Origin of the sequence: Burkholderia territorii (genome assembly GCF_902833055.1) — a bacterium.
In the GTDB taxonomy this organism is placed as follows: domain Bacteria; phylum Pseudomonadota; class Gammaproteobacteria; order Burkholderiales; family Burkholderiaceae; genus Burkholderia; species Burkholderia territorii.
Genome location: NZ_CADFEJ010000017.1, coordinates 109,961 through 123,889 on the forward strand (window position 1 = coordinate 109,961; position 13,929 = coordinate 123,889).

At 66.8% G+C, this 13,929-nt stretch carries 20 protein-coding genes; all 20 read right to left on the bottom strand.

Features of this window, described 5'->3' with window-relative positions; translation table 11 throughout:
* Positions 1–11: 11 nt before the first annotated feature.
* A complete protein-coding gene (gene tatB, locus HW466_RS24395; RefSeq protein WP_059449805.1) occupies positions 12–542 on the bottom strand; it encodes a Sec-independent protein translocase protein TatB in 531 nt (176 codons plus the stop codon).
* A gap of 28 nt (positions 543–570) precedes the next feature.
* Complete coding sequence (gene tatA, locus HW466_RS24400) at positions 571–801, bottom strand: Sec-independent protein translocase subunit TatA (protein ID WP_034183658.1); 231 nt, start codon at positions 799–801, stop codon at positions 571–573.
* Between the two features lie 93 nt (positions 802–894).
* Complete coding sequence (locus tag HW466_RS24405; RefSeq protein WP_059504644.1) at positions 895–1,260, bottom strand: histidine triad nucleotide-binding protein; 366 nt, start codon at positions 1,258–1,260, stop codon at positions 895–897.
* A gap of 29 nt (positions 1,261–1,289) precedes the next feature.
* On the bottom strand, positions 1,290–1,682 hold the full coding sequence (locus HW466_RS24410; RefSeq protein WP_059449807.1) for a DUF4870 family protein: 393 nt from the start codon (positions 1,680–1,682) through the stop codon (positions 1,290–1,292).
* A 71-nt stretch (positions 1,683–1,753) separates the two neighbouring features.
* Entirely contained in the window at positions 1,754–2,119 is a 366-nt protein-coding gene (locus tag HW466_RS24415; protein WP_059449808.1) for a phosphoribosyl-ATP diphosphatase, read from the bottom strand.
* Positions 2,116–2,532: a phosphoribosyl-AMP cyclohydrolase gene (hisI, locus tag HW466_RS24420; RefSeq protein ID WP_044845954.1), complete on the bottom strand. Its 417-nt coding sequence runs from the start codon at positions 2,530–2,532 to the stop codon at positions 2,116–2,118. The genes HW466_RS24415 and hisI overlap by 4 nt, the downstream gene beginning before the upstream one ends.
* Positions 2,532–3,305, bottom strand: a complete 774-nt coding sequence (gene hisF / locus HW466_RS24425) for an imidazole glycerol phosphate synthase subunit HisF (RefSeq protein ID WP_059449809.1) — start codon at positions 3,303–3,305, stop codon at positions 2,532–2,534. Before hisF ends, hisI begins: the two co-directional genes overlap by 1 nt.
* A gap of 109 nt (positions 3,306–3,414) precedes the next feature.
* A complete protein-coding gene (hisA, locus tag HW466_RS24430; RefSeq protein WP_059449810.1) occupies positions 3,415–4,170 on the bottom strand; it encodes a 1-(5-phosphoribosyl)-5-[(5-phosphoribosylamino)methylideneamino]imidazole-4-carboxamide isomerase in 756 nt (251 codons plus the stop codon).
* 164 nt (positions 4,171–4,334) lie between these two features.
* Positions 4,335–4,976, bottom strand: a complete 642-nt coding sequence (gene hisH / locus HW466_RS24435) for an imidazole glycerol phosphate synthase subunit HisH (RefSeq protein ID WP_059449811.1) — start codon at positions 4,974–4,976, stop codon at positions 4,335–4,337.
* Positions 4,973–5,593 carry a MarC family protein gene (locus HW466_RS24440; protein WP_059449812.1) on the bottom strand — a complete coding sequence of 207 codons (621 nt, stop codon included), beginning with the start codon at positions 5,591–5,593 and terminating at the stop codon, positions 4,973–4,975. Before HW466_RS24440 ends, hisH begins: the two co-directional genes overlap by 4 nt.
* A 61-nt stretch (positions 5,594–5,654) precedes the next feature.
* On the bottom strand, positions 5,655–6,242 hold the full coding sequence (hisB, locus tag HW466_RS24445) for an imidazoleglycerol-phosphate dehydratase HisB (RefSeq protein WP_006751804.1): 588 nt from the start codon (positions 6,240–6,242) through the stop codon (positions 5,655–5,657).
* Between the two features lie 65 nt (positions 6,243–6,307).
* Complete coding sequence (gene hisC, locus HW466_RS24450; protein WP_059772154.1) at positions 6,308–7,381, bottom strand: histidinol-phosphate transaminase; 1,074 nt, start codon at positions 7,379–7,381, stop codon at positions 6,308–6,310.
* A gap of 119 nt (positions 7,382–7,500) precedes the next feature.
* Entirely contained in the window at positions 7,501–8,817 is a 1,317-nt protein-coding gene (hisD, locus tag HW466_RS24455) for a histidinol dehydrogenase (protein WP_059449814.1), read from the bottom strand.
* Positions 8,818–8,841: 24 nt separating this feature from the next.
* A complete protein-coding gene (gene hisG / locus HW466_RS24460) occupies positions 8,842–9,495 on the bottom strand; it encodes an ATP phosphoribosyltransferase (protein WP_006751807.1) in 654 nt (217 codons plus the stop codon).
* The gene (murA, locus tag HW466_RS24465; RefSeq protein ID WP_059449815.1) at positions 9,492–10,841 is read right to left on the bottom strand and encodes a UDP-N-acetylglucosamine 1-carboxyvinyltransferase; all 1,350 of its coding nucleotides are present in this window, start codon (positions 10,839–10,841) and stop codon (positions 9,492–9,494) included. The genes hisG and murA overlap by 4 nt, the downstream gene beginning before the upstream one ends.
* 13 nt (positions 10,842–10,854) lie before the next feature.
* The gene (locus HW466_RS24470) at positions 10,855–11,094 is read right to left on the bottom strand and encodes a BolA family protein (protein ID WP_006477131.1); all 240 of its coding nucleotides are present in this window, start codon (positions 11,092–11,094) and stop codon (positions 10,855–10,857) included.
* Positions 11,095–11,144: 50 nt separating this feature from the next.
* On the bottom strand, positions 11,145–11,900 hold the full coding sequence (locus HW466_RS24475) for an ABC transporter permease (protein ID WP_059449816.1): 756 nt from the start codon (positions 11,898–11,900) through the stop codon (positions 11,145–11,147).
* Positions 11,897–12,823: an ABC transporter ATP-binding protein gene (locus tag HW466_RS24480; protein WP_059449817.1), complete on the bottom strand. Its 927-nt coding sequence runs from the start codon at positions 12,821–12,823 to the stop codon at positions 11,897–11,899. Before HW466_RS24480 ends, HW466_RS24475 begins: the two co-directional genes overlap by 4 nt.
* A gap of 192 nt (positions 12,824–13,015) precedes the next feature.
* On the bottom strand, positions 13,016–13,291 hold the full coding sequence (locus HW466_RS24485) for an STAS domain-containing protein (RefSeq protein WP_059467858.1): 276 nt from the start codon (positions 13,289–13,291) through the stop codon (positions 13,016–13,018).
* Positions 13,288–13,917 carry an MlaC/ttg2D family ABC transporter substrate-binding protein gene (locus tag HW466_RS24490; RefSeq protein ID WP_059449851.1) on the bottom strand — a complete coding sequence of 210 codons (630 nt, stop codon included), beginning with the start codon at positions 13,915–13,917 and terminating at the stop codon, positions 13,288–13,290. The genes HW466_RS24485 and HW466_RS24490 overlap by 4 nt, the downstream gene beginning before the upstream one ends.
* Between the last annotated feature and the right edge of the window lie 12 nt (positions 13,918–13,929).

Consider the following 13,929-nt stretch of genomic DNA (forward strand, 5'->3'; position numbering starts at 1 on the left):
ATGCGCTCGGCTCAGAAGAAGCGCGTCGGCCGGCGCAGGCTGGCCGGCTGGTGGCGCGCGACTCGCGCGGCGCCCGACTGCACGTGCGTGCGGCGGGTCGTCGCGCGCTTGTACCAGACAGGCGTCGCCGCCTGTTTCACACGCCAGTTGCGACGCTTCGGCGCGAGCGCGGCCGTGCTGCCGCGCCACGACGGCGCGGCGGGCGTGTCGGAGCCGTACGTGCCGGCATCGACCGAGCCTTCGTTAAGGCCGCCGACCGCGGAATTCCACGTGTCGTTCAGCTCCTTCTCGTGCTCGCGCAGGTTGTCGTGAATCGTCGTCTCGACATTGCGCGCGGCCGCCTCGAAATCGGTCTTCATCGTCCGCAGCGCGTCGAGCTCGATTTCGCGCGAGACCTCGGCCTTCACGTCGTTGATGTACCGCTGCGCGCGGCCGAACAAAGCGCCGGCCGTGCGCGCGACGCGCGGCAGGCGCTCGGGGCCGAGCACCACGAGCGCGACGACGCCGATCAGCGCCATCTTCGAAAGACCGAGATCCAGCATCGCGAATGCCTGTCAGCGTGCAGGCGATTTACGCCTTGTTCGAATCGGAACGCGTCGTTTCCTTCGCGTTGACGTCGACCGAACCCGAGCGCGGCAGTTGCTGCGCGTCAGCCGGCGTCTCGCCTTCCTTCATGCCGTCCTTGAAACCCTTCACGGCGCTGCCGAGGTCGTTGCCGATGTTGCGCAGCTTCTTCGTACCGAAAACCAGCGCGACGATCAGCAGCACGATCAGCCAGTGCCAAATGCTCAATCCACCCATGATGAAACCTCTCCTCAACCACGCCGCGTCGCGGCGCAAATCGCCGGCGGCACGCCGGCTTCGACTATCGATGCGGGGAAACGCCCCGCCACGTCAACCCATCCGCAGCCACGGGCGCGGGCCGGCCAGGATATGCGCGTGCAGGTGGTAGACCTCCTGCCCGCCGCCGGGGCCCGTATTGATCACCGTGCGAAAACCGGTTTCGCCGCCCGTGTACGCGACGCCGAGCTGGTCGGCCAGGCGCGCGACCAGCAACATCAGCCGGCCGAGCATCGGCGCATCGTCCTCGCTCGCCGCCGACAGCGTCGGCAGATGCCGGCGCGGAATCACGAGCACGTGCGTCTCGGCCGCCGGGCGGATGTCGCGGAACGCGACGAATTCGTCGTCCTCGTGCACCTTCGTGCTCGGGATCTCGCCCGCCGCGATCTTGCAGAACAGGCAATTCGGATCGTGACTCATGTTGCTCCTGCGAAACGCCCGCGCGCCGGTCAGAACCAGGCCTGCGGATCGAGCGTCTTGTTGTCGTTCAGGTACAGCCAACCCTTGATGATACGGTACAGCGTCCAGATCCATGTGACAAACATGACGACGAACCCGACCACCACGAACATCAGCGCGAAGCCGATCACGTAGGCGATCAGCGCACGCCAGAACGTGCGGATCTGCCATTCGAAATGGTCGGCGTACGGCGTGCCGGCCACGTCGTCGCGCTTCACGTAGTTGATGATGATCGCGATGATCCCGGTGACGCCGCCCGTGAGCCAATGAATCGCATAAAGGCCGTACAACACGTGCGTCAACGTGCGCAGGCCTTTGAGTCGCTCGGCGTCCGCGGCACCCGGCACCGACGGTGTCGGAAACTGGCTCGGCGTATCGGTCATGATGCTACCCCCGTTAGATGACAATTCTTACAGCTTACCGCACTGTCGTCGGCACGGCAGGCCGCGTGTCGTCACCCGCCGTTCTGCTCGCGCTCGCGGCGCTTGCGCAACGCCTTTTCCTCGATGCCGGACAGCCCTTCGCGGCGCTCGAGTTCGGCGATCACGTCGGCCGGGCTCAGGTCGAAATGCGACAGCATCACGAGGCAGTGGAACCACAGGTCGGCCACCTCGCCGACCAGCGCCGTCGGCGCGCCGCCCTGGCGCACGTCCTTCGCGGCCAGCACGACTTCGGTCGCCTCTTCGCCGATCTTCTTCAGCACCGCATCGTCGCCCTTGTGGAACAGGCGCGATACGTACGATTGTTCGGGGTCGCCGCCCTTGCGGCTATCGATCACGGCCGCGAGGCGCAGCAGCGTGTCTTCGGTCGATTGCGTCATTTGTAGATGTGTTCGGGGTCTTTCAGCACCGGATCGACCGCGACCCAGTCGCCGCTGTCCACCGTACCTTCGAATTTCTGGAAGAAGCACGAATGCCGGCCGGTGTGGCATGCGATGCCCGACACCTGCTCGACCTTCAGCAGCACGACGTCCTCGTCGCAATCGAGGCGCACCTCGTGCACGTGCTGCACGTGGCCCGACTCCTCGCCCTTGAACCAGAGGCGCTTGCGCGAGCGCGAATAGTAAACCGCGCGCTGCGTCTCGATCGTCTTCGCCAGCGCCTCGCGATTCATCCACGCGAACATCAGCACGTCGTTCGTCGACGCTTCCTGCGCGATCACCGGCACGAGGCCGTTGTCGTCCCAGCGGACCTTGTCGAGCCACGCGGGCAGGGATTTCGTTTCCGTATTCATCACAGCCTCACCGGGATGCCCTGGTCGGCCATGAAGCGCTTCGCCTCGCCGACCGTGTGCTCGCCGTAGTGGAAGATGCTCGCGGCCAGCACCGCGTCGGCGCGGCCGTCCTTGATGCCGTCCGCGAGATCTTGCAGCGAGCCCACGCCGCCCGATGCGATCACCGGCACCGGCACCGCGTCCGACACGCCGCGCGTGAGCGCGAGGTCGAAGCCGGACTTCGTGCCGTCGCGGTCCATGCTCGTGAGCAGGATCTCGCCCGCGCCGAGCTCGGCCATCTTGCGCGCCCATTCGATCGCGTCGAGGCCCGTGCCCTTGCGGCCGCCGTGCGTGAACACTTCCCAGCGCGGCGCCTCGCCGTCGGCCGACACGCGCTTCGCGTCGATCGCGACGACGATGCACTGCGAGCCGTACTTGTCGGCCGCGTCGCGCACGAGCTGCGGGTTCGCGACCGCCGACGAATTCATGCTGACCTTGTCCGCGCCGGCGTTCAGCAGGCGCCGCACGTCCTCGACGGCGCGCACGCCGCCGCCGACGGTCAGCGGAATGAAGACCTGCGACGCGACGGCCTCGATGATCGGCAGGATCAGGTCGCGCTGGTCGGAGGTCGCGGTGATGTCGAGGAACGTCAGTTCGTCGGCGCCCTGGTCGTCGTAGCGGCGGGCGATTTCGACGGGGTCGCCGGCATCGCGCAGTTCGACGAAGTTGACGCCCTTGACGACACGCCCGGCAGTCACGTCCAGGCAGGGGATGATGCGTTTAGCTAGAGCCATGATGTTGCGCCATAGGCCGCGGTGGGACGGCCGGTTGCGAACGCCTCGCGCGAGGCGCCCGGTCGGGGCCGCCCGTGGGCAGCCCGTGGCGAAGAAGACGCCGCCGCGCTCAGGCGTTGTCGAGTTCGCCGTTCAGTTCGTCCGCGCGCTTTTGCGCGGCCGCGAAATCGAGATCGCCGGAGTAGATCGCACGGCCGCAAATCACGCCTTCGACGCCGTGCTCTTCCACTTCGCACAGGTGCTCGATGTCGGTAAGGTTCGACAGGCCGCCGCTTGCGATCACCGGAATGCCGACCGCCTGCGCGAGCTTCACCGTCGCTTCGATGTTGATGCCCTGCAGCATCCCGTCGCGGCCGATGTCCGTGTAGACGATCGATTCGACGCCGTAGTCCTCGAACTTGCGCGCGAGATCGATCACTTCGTGGCCCGTCAGCTTGCTCCAGCCGTCGGTCGCGACCTTGCCGTCCTTCGCGTCGAGCCCGACGATGATGTTGCCGGCGAACGCGGTGCAAGCGTCCTGCAGGAAGCCCGGATTCTTCACGGCCGCGGTGCCGATGATCACGTAGGACAGGCCGGCGTCGAGATACTTCTCGATCGTCTCGAGGCTGCGGATGCCGCCGCCGAGCTGCACGGGGATTTCGTCGCCGACTTCGTCGAGGATCGCTTCGATCGCGTCGAGATTCTTCGGCTTGCCGGCGAACGCGCCGTTCAGGTCGACCAGATGCAGCCGCCGGGCGCCGAGATCGACCCACTTGCGGGCCATCGCCGCCGGGTCCTCGGAGAAAATCGTGGCCTGGTCCATATCGCCCTGTTTGAGGCGCACACACTGACCGTCTTTGAGATCGATGGCCGGAATCAGCAGCATAGCAATCGGGTGTCGTCGTGGAAAATGAAAAGAATCAGGCGCGTACCGGCCAAACCGGTGCCGCGCCGTCTCGCTAGTTTAGTACAACTCTTTCGGCGCCTAAGCCCACTCGCCACGCGCGACAGGCCGTTCGGCCAGATCGACTGTGGCTCGCGCGCCACGTTTTACGGCTTCCAGTGCACGAAGTTGCGATACAGACGCAGCCCGACCTCGGCGCTTTTCTCCGGGTGGAATTGGGTCGCGAAGAGGTTGTCCCGCGCGACCGCGGACGTAAACGGCGCGCCGTAGGCCGTTTCGCCGACCGTGTGCGCCGGGTTGTCCGGGCGCACGTAGTAGCTGTGCACGAAGTAGAAATACGCGTCGTCGGGCACGCCGTCCCAGAGCGGGTGAGGCTGCGACTGGCGCACGCGGTTCCAGCCCATCTGCGGCACCTTGAAGCGCGAACCGTCGTCCTGCAGCTGACCGTCGAGCTCGAAACGCACGACCTTGCCGGGCAGAAGGCCCAGGCCCTTCGTGTCGCCTTCCGCGCTCCAGTCGAACAGCATCTGCTCGCCGACGCACACGCCGAGCAGCGGCTTCGTGCGCGACGCCTCGATCACCGCTTCCTGCAGCCCCGATTCGCCGAGGCAGCGCATGCAGTCGGGCATCGCGCCCTGGCCGGGCAGCACGACGCGATCGGCCGCGCGAATCGCGGCCGGCGTATCGACGATCGCCACGTCGGCGGCCGGTTCGGCCTTCTTGAGCGCCTGCGCGACCGAGCGCAGGTTGCCCATCCCATAATCCACAATCGCAATCGAAGTTTTCATCTCAGTGCAGGCAGTAGCGCCCTCAGTCCATTGACGATGAATTCCACCGCCAGCGCCGACAGCATCAGACCCATCAGCCGCGTGGCGATGTTGATGCCGGTGCGGCCGATCCAGTTCGCGATCGGCTCGGCAAGCCGCATCGCGAAGAAACACAGCAGAGCCAGGACCGCGCCGATCGCGACGAGCCCGGCTCGCTCATACCAGTGACGCGAGTTCGCCGCGTAGATGATCACGGTGCTGATCGAGCCGGGGCCCGTGAGCAGCGGAATCGCCAGCGGCACGACCGCGATGTTGTCCTTCAGCTCGGCCTCGTCGCGCTCCTCCGGGGTCGATCGCGTGTTGCCGATCTGCGCGTTCAGCATGTTGATCGCCATCAGCAACATGATGATCCCGCCGCCCACTTCAAGAGAGCCGACCGAAATGCCGAAGAAGTCGATGATCTGCTGCCCGAGCAGCGCCGTCACCGTCATCACGCAGAACACCGACACCGACGCGATCCGGATCGTGCGGCGCCGCTCGATGTCCGACTGCTGCGCCGTGAGGCTCAGGAAAAACGGCACCGCGCCGATCGGGTTGATCAGCGCCAGCAGCGAAATGAACGATTTGAGCAGATCCATCGCAAGCCGGCGCGCCGCGCCGAAGCCGTGAGGTGTCGTTGGCGTCCTGTCCGTTCGGCAGTCAGAGACTGCCCTTCGTCGACGGAATCTGCCCCGCCGCGCGCTCGTCGAGCTCCACCGCCGCACGCAGCGCCCGGCCGAAAGCCTTGAACACCGTTTCGAGCTGGTGGTGCGCGTTGATCCCGCGCAGGTTGTCGATGTGCAGCGTGACGCCCGCGTGGTTCACGAATCCGCGGAAGAATTCGATGGACAGGTCGACGTCGAACGTGCCGATCCGCGCGCGCGTGAACGGCACGTGGAATTCGAGACCCGGACGGCCCGAGAAGTCGATCACGACGCGCGACAGCGCCTCGTCGAGCGGCACGTACGAATGGCCGTAGCGGCGGATGCCCTTCTTGTCGCCGATCGCCTTCGCGACGGCCTGACCGAGCGTGATGCCGACGTCCTCGACCGTATGGTGGTCGTCGATATGCGTGTCGCCATGCGCTTCGACCTCGAGATCGATCAGACCATGTCGCGCGATCTGGTCGAGCATATGGTCGAGAAACGGCACGCCGGTGGCCAGCTTCTGCCGGCCCGTACCGTCGAGATCGAGCTTCACACGGATCTGCGTTTCGCTGGTATTGCGAACGACTTCCGCCACACGCATGGCAATTCCTTGAATGAGTCTGATGTAAATGGGGATTGAACGTCGCGCGCCGCCGCGCCCTGGGCTCAACCGGGCAGCGCGAGTTTCAAGGCAGCCAGCAGGCGCGCGTTTTCGTCGGGAGAACCGACGGTCAGCCGCACGCATTCGGCCAGCAACGGATGCATTTTACTCACGTTTTTGACCAGCACCCGCTCCGTGAGCAGCGCATCGAACACGGCCGCCGCGTCCGGCACGCGCACCAGCAGGAAATTGCCGGCGCTCGGGAACACCGTCGTGCCCGGCAGCGCGGCCACGGCCTGCGCGAGACGCGTGCGTTGCGCGCGCAGTTCGGCCGCCTGCGCGTCGAGCACGTCGAGGTGGTCGAGCAGGAAATCGGCGGTCGCCTGGGTCAGCACGTTGATGTTGTACGGCGGGCGCACCTTGTCGAATTCGGTCAGCCACGCCGGCAGCCCGGCGAGATAGCCGAGGCGGATCCCCGCGAGGCCGAGCTTCGACACCGTGCGCATCACGACGACGTTGTCGAACTCCGCGGCACGCGGCAGCCACGAACGCTCGGCGAACGGCTGGTACGCCTCGTCGATCACGATCAGGCTGTGCCGCGCGGCCGCGATGATCCGCTCGACGTCGGCTTCGTCGTACAGCGTGCCGGTCGGGTTGTTCGGATACGCAAGATAGACGAGCGCGGGCCGATGCTCGTCGATCGCCGCGATCATCGCGTCGGCGTCGAGCGTCAGGTCCGCCTTGAGCGGCACGCCGACGAATTCGAGCTGCGCGAACTTCGCCGACAGTTCGTACATCACGAAGCCCGGCACCGCTGCGAGCACCTTCGCACCCGGCTTCGCGCAGGCCACCGACATCATGCTGATGATTTCGTCCGAGCCGTTGCCGAGCAGCACGTCGCAAGCGGCCGGCACGCCCATCGTACGGCGCAGCTTGTCGAGCAGCGCGCCCGGGCGCGGCGCCGGGTAGCGGTTCAGCGCGACCTGCGCGAGGCGTTCGCCGAGCGCCGCCGCGAGCGGCGCGGGCAGCGAATACGGGTTCTCCATCGCGTCGAGCTTCACGAAACCGCTCGCGTCGGGCACCGGGTAGCTCGTCATCGCGAGCACGTCGCGGCGGATGATGTCTTGTGGCGTCGTCATGGTGTCAAGCCGGCGTGCGTCGCGCCGGCGTCAAATGGTCGGCAAGGCGGCGGCTGCCGCCCTGCACCGGGTCTCCTCGTCGACCGGAACCGCTGCGCCAGCATCGGCTCCGGCGCATGTCATCCCTTCATCCGGAGCTCGGCGCTGCGCGCGTGTGCCTGCAGCCCCTCGCCGTATGCGAGCTCGGAGGCGATCTCGCCCAGCGTCTGCGCGCCTTCGGCGCTGACCTCGATCAGGCTCGAACGCTTGATGAAGTCGTACACGCCCAGCGGCGACGAGAAGCGCGCGGTGCGCGACGTCGGCAGCACGTGGTTCGGGCCCGCGCAGTAGTCGCCCAGGCTTTCGCTCGTGTAGCGGCCGAGGAAGATCGCGCCGGCATGGCGGATCTGCTGGCCCCATTGCTGCGGCTCCAGCGCGGAAATCTCCAGGTGCTCCGGCGCGATGTCGTTCGCGATCCGGCATGCTTCGGCCATGTCGCGCACCTTGATCAGCGCGCCGCGGCCTTCCAGCGACGCGCGGATCACGTCCTGGCGCGGCATCGTCGGCAGCAGCTCGTCGATCGCCTTCTCGACGCGCTCGAGGAACGCGGCGTCCGGGCACAGCAGGATCGACTGCGCGAGCTCGTCGTGCTCGGCCTGCGAGAAGAGGTCCATCGCGACCCAGCTCGGATCGGTCGTGCCGTCGCACAGCACGAGGATTTCCGACGGGCCGGCGATCATGTCGATGCCGACCGTGCCGAACACGCGGCGCTTCGCCGACGCGACGTACGCGTTGCCGGGCCCGCAGATCTTGTCGACCGCCGGCACCGTGGCCGTGCCGTACGCGAGCGCGCCGACCGCCTGCGCGCCGCCGATCGTGAACACGCGATCGACGCCGCCGAGCAGCGCCGCGGCGAGCACGAGGTCGTTCTTCACGCCGTCCGGGGTCGGCACGACCATCACGATCTCGCCGACGCCCGCGACGCGCGCGGGAATCGCGTTCATCAGCACCGACGACGGATACGCGGCCTTGCCGCCCGGCACGTACAGGCCGACGCGGTCGAGCGGCGTGATCTTCTGGCCGAGCACCGTGCCGTCGCTTTCCGTGTACTGCCAGCTATGGGTGCCGCATTCGATCTTCTGCTTCTCGTGGTACGCCCGCACGCGTGCCGCGGCAGCTTCGAGCGCCGCGCGCGCCTTCGGCGCGAGGCCGTCGAGCGCCGCCTGCAGCGCGTCCTGCGGCAGTTCGAGCGCGGCGACGCTGCTCGCGTCCAGCCGGTCGAAGCGGTTCGTGTACTCGAGCACCGCGGCGTCGCCGCGCGACTTCACGTCGGCGAGAATCTTCGCGACCGACTGCTCGATCGCTTCGTCCTCGCTCGCCTCGAACGCAAGCAGCGCACGCAGCGCGGCGTCGAAGCCGTCGCTGGTCGAATCGAGTTTGCGGATGGTGATGGCCATGGGAGTTCCGTTACGGTGATGCGCTCAATTGCCATTCTGCGACGCGCGTTCGAACGCGTCGAGAATCGGCTTGAGCGCCGCGCGCTTCAACTTCAGCGCAGCCTGGTTCACGACGAGGCGCGACGAGATCGCCATGATCTCCTCGACCTCGACCAGATTGTTCGCCTTCAGCGTGCCGCCCGAGCTGACGAGGTCGACGATCGCGTCGGCCAGCCCGACCAGCGGCGCCAGCTCCATCGAACCGTACAGCTTGATCAGGTCGACGTGCACGCCCTTCGCGGCGAAGTGTTCGCGTGCCGTTTCGACGTACTTGGTCGCGACCCGCAGGCGCGCGCCCTGGCGCACCGCGTTCGCGTAGTCGAAACCGGCCGGCACGGCCACCGACATCCGGCAGCGTGCAATGTTCAGATCGATCGGCTGGTACAGGCCCGAGCCGCCGTGCTCGACCAGCACGTCCTTGCCCGCCACGCCGAAGTCGGCCGCGCCGTATTCGACGTAGGTCGGCACGTCGCTCGCGCGCACGATGATCACGCGCAGGTTCGGATCGGTCGTCGGCAGGATCAGCTTGCGCGACGTTTCCGGATCCTCGGCCACCTGCACGCCGGCGGCCGCCAGCAGCGGCAGGGTTTCCTCGAAAATCCGGCCCTTCGACAGGGCGAGGGTCAGCGGCGCGGTCATGCTTGGCTCCCGGAGAGGCGGCGCACGTTCGCGCCGACGGCGGTCAGTTTGGTTTCCATGCGGTCGTAGCCGCGGTCGAGGTGATAGATGCGGTCGACGAGCGTTTCGCCTTCGGCGCGCAGCCCGGCGATCACGAGGCTCGCCGACGCGCGCAGGTCGGTCGCCATCACGTTCGCGCCGGACAGCTTGTCGACGCCGGTCACGAGCGCCGTGTTGCCGTCGATCGTGATGTTCGCGCCGAGCCGGTTCAGTTCCTGCACGTGCATGAAGCGGTTCTCGAAAATGGTCTCGACCACCTGCGCGGTGCCCGTTGCGACCGAATTGAGGGCCATGAACTGCGCCTGCATGTCGGTCGGGAACGCCGGGTATTCCGACGTGCGGATCGTCACCGCCGACGGGCGGCGGTCCATCTTCACGCGCAGCCAGCTGTCGCCTTCCTCGATCGACACGCCGGCCTCGCGCAGCTTGTCGATCACCGCGTCGAGGATGTGCGGGCGCACGCCCGTCAGCATCACGTCGCCGCCCGCCGCCGCGACCGCACACAGGAACGTGCCGGCCTCGATGCGGTCGGGAATCACCGAATGACGTGCGCCGTGCAGCCGCTCGACGCCCTGGATCACGAGGCGGTCGGTGCCGATGCCGTCGATTTTCGCACCCATCGCGACCAGCAAGTGCGCGAGATCGCTCACTTCCGGCTCGCGCGCCGCGTTCTCGATCACCGTCTCGCCGTCGGCCAGCGTCGCGGCCATCAGCAGGTTTTCCGTCCCCGTCACCGTGATCATGTCGGTCACGATGCGCGCGCCCTTCAGGCGCTTCGCGCGCGCCTCGATGAAGCCGTGCTCGATGCTGATCTCGGCACCCATCGCCTGCAGGCCCTTGATGTGCTGGTCGACCGGCCGCGCGCCGATCGCGCAGCCGCCCGGCAGCGACACCTTCGCCTCGCCGAAGCGCGCGAGCAGCGGCCCGAGCACGAGGATCGACGCGCGCATCGTCTTGACCAGCTCGTACGGCGCGACGAGGTTGTCGACGCGCGACGCGTCGAGCTGCACGCGGCTGCCGTCCGTTTCGCTCTTCACGCCCATCTGGTTCAGCACCTTCAGCGTGGTGCGCACGTCCTTCAGGTTCGGCACGTTGTCGAGCTCGACCGGCTCGGCGCTGAGCAGCCCCGCGCAGAGGATCGGCAGCGCGGCGTTCTTCGCGCCCGACACGACGATCTCGCCCGACAGCCGGCGACCGCCTTCGATCACCAGCTTGTCCATCCCATGTCCCTGCGATTCCCCGTTGGCGGCCGGGTGTGCCGTGGCGACGCTCTGGACGGCGTCGCGCTCGTTGACGGTGACTTGCACTCAGTGGTTCCGGTTATGCGTTCTGCCATTCGGCGGGCGTCAGCGTCTTCATGCTGAGCGCGTGAATTTCCTGCTTCATGCGATCGCCGAGCGCCGCATAAACGAGCTGGTGCCGCTGGATCGGCCGCTTGCCTTCGAAGGCCGCCGACACGATCGTCGCGAAGAAATGCTGGCCGTCGCCTTCGACTTCCAGATGAGTGCAGGCGAGACCGCCGGCGATGTATTGCTTGACCTGTTCGGGAGTCGGCAACATGAGAGGCTCCTGTCGGCGCGCGCCGCCCCGGGCGGCCGCCGCCGTCGATATCAATGACGCAGTTTGTAGCCGGTCGCGAGCAGCCGCATCGCGAACATCGCGAGCAGCACGAAGAAACCGGTGACGATCGCGAGGCTCGCGAGCGGGTTGATGTCGGACGCGCCGAAGAACCCGTAACGGAAGCCGTCGATCATGTAGAAAAACGGGTTGAGACGCGAGATCTCGCGCCACACGGGCGGCAGCGAGTGCGTCGAATAGAACACGCCGGACAGGAACGTCAGCGGCATGATCAGGAAGTTCTGGAACGCGGCGAGCTGGTCGAACTTCTCGGCCCAGATCCCGGCGATCAGCCCGAGCGTGCCGAGGATCGCCGAGCCGAGCAGCGCGAACGCGACGATGAACACCGGCGCCGCGAAATGCATCGGGATAAACCAGATCGTCACGACGAACACGCCGGCGCCGACCGCGAGCCCGCGCACGACGGACGCGAGCACGTACGCGCCGAAGATGTCCTTGTAGGACAGCGGCGGCAGCAGCACGAACACGAGGTTGCCGGTGATCTTCGACTGGATCAGCGACGACGAGCTGTTCGCGAATGCATTCTGCAGCACGCTCATCATCACGAGGCCCGGCACGAGAAAGCTCACGTACTCGACGCCCGGATACACCTCGACGCGACCCGACAGCGCATGCCCGAAGATCGTCAGGTACAGCAGCGCCGTCACGATCGGCGCGCACACGGTCTGGAACGACACCTTCCAGAAACGCAGGAGTTCCTTGTAGAACAACGTACGAAAACCGCTCATGCCAATCCCTCGATCACCTCGGCCCCGTTCATCACCTGGACGAACACATCCTCGAGGTCGGCCTTGCGGACCTCGATCTCGTCGAACGTGCAGCCCGCCGCGCGACACTGCGCGAGGATGCGCTCGACATCGTCGTAGCTCGTGAGGCGCAGCAGGTGCTCGCCCGGCGCGCGCGCGGCCGGATCGGTCTCCAGCCCGCGCAGCTCGGCGGGCAGCGCGCCCGTCGCGAGCCGCAAGTACAGCTGCAGCCCGGCGAAGCGGCGCAGCAGCGCGTCGGTGCGGTCGAGCGCAACGACCTCGCCGCGACGCAGCATCGCGATGCGGTCGCACAGCGACTCCGCTTCCTCGAGGTAATGGGTGGTCAGGACGATCGTGTGGCCCTCGCGGTTCAGCCGCGAGATGAACTGCCACAGCGTCTGGCGCAGCTCGACGTCGACACCGGCGGTCGGCTCGTCGAGCACGATCACGGGCGGCCGGTGCACGAGCGCCTGCGCGACCAGCACGCGGCGCTTCATCCCGCCCGACAGCGCGCGCATGTTCGCGTCGGCCTTCTCGGTGAGATCGAGATTGGCCATCACTTCGTCGATCCAGTCGTCGTTGCGGCGCAGCCCGAAATAGCCGGACTGGATCCGCAGCGTCTCGCGGACGGTGAAGAACGGGTCGAATACGAGTTCCTGCGGCACGACGCCGAGTGCGCGACGCGCGCCCCGGAAGTCCTTGACGACGTCGTGGCCGCGCACCGAGATACTGCCTTCATCGGCCCGGGCAAGCCCGGCGAGGATACTGATGAGCGTGGTCTTGCCTGCGCCGTTCGGGCCGAGCAGACCGAAAAACTCGCCTTCCTCGACCGACAGGCTGACGCCCTTGAGCGCCTGAAGCGATTTGTAGCGCTTCTTGACGTGACGGATTTCTATGGCTGACATGACTGTGCGCGGCGCTGCGGCCGCGACGCCTATTCTGTGCTTGCTGCGAAAGAAAATGGGGGCCGGACGCCGATTGGCTGCCCCGCAAAACGCTTGATTATAGGGCAAACCGGCTGGTGGAGCCGGCGCAGGAGACGCGCGGCCTGAAGCGTGCGCGCGCCGGCTGGCGCGGCACGCTTCGGTCAGGCAGGGTCAATGTCGCCCGGTGCCGTCGATGAGAGCGTCGACGCCGTAAGCGCGCGCGAGACTGGCGAGCTTCTGCGGGAGATTGAGGATGTCGAGGGTCGCGCCGCGCGCTTTGGCGGCACGTTGCCATGCGAGCAGCACGGCGAGCGCGGACGAGTCGAACTGCGTCAGCGCCGCGCAGTCGACGGCGGTCGCGCCGGCGCCGATGCGCGCGAGACCGTCCGCGAGCGCGGATTTCGCGCTCGCGACGGTCAGCGAAGAACCTGCTTCGAAGCCGCTCACGACGCCTGCTTGCCGGCGGCGAGTTGCTGGTTGCGCTGCGTGAGGAACTGGATCAGGCCGTCCACGCCGCTTTGCTGGATCTTCTCGTTGAACTGCTGCTGGTACGTCTGGATCAGCCACGCGCCCAGCACGTTCAGGTCATACACCTTCCAGCCGTTCGCCGTCTTGTACAGGCGATAGTCGATCTGGACCGGCTGGCCGTTGTTCATCGCGACCGTCTTCACGACCACGTCGGTGTCGGCCGGATCGGCGCGGAACGGCGGGTACTGGATCTGCTGGTCCGGCTTGAGCTGCGCGAGCGCGCCCGAATACGTGCGGATCAGCAGCAGCTTGAACTGCTCCTGAACCTGTTGCTGCTGCTCGGGCGATGCCGCGCGCCAGTTGCGGCCCATCGCGAGCTGCGTGGTGCGGCGGAAATCGGTGTACGGCAGGATGTCCTTGTTGACGATCGAGATGATGCGGTTGGTGTCGCCCTGCTTGATCGTCTGCTGCTTGACCTCGTCGAGGACCTGCTGGGTCGCCGTCTTGATCAGCGCCTGCGGGTTCGACTGGTCGACTTGCGCGTGGGCTGCGCTGCCGAACGAGAACAGCGCCGCGAAAACGGGGATCAGGAACAGTTTTTTCATCATAGTGACCTG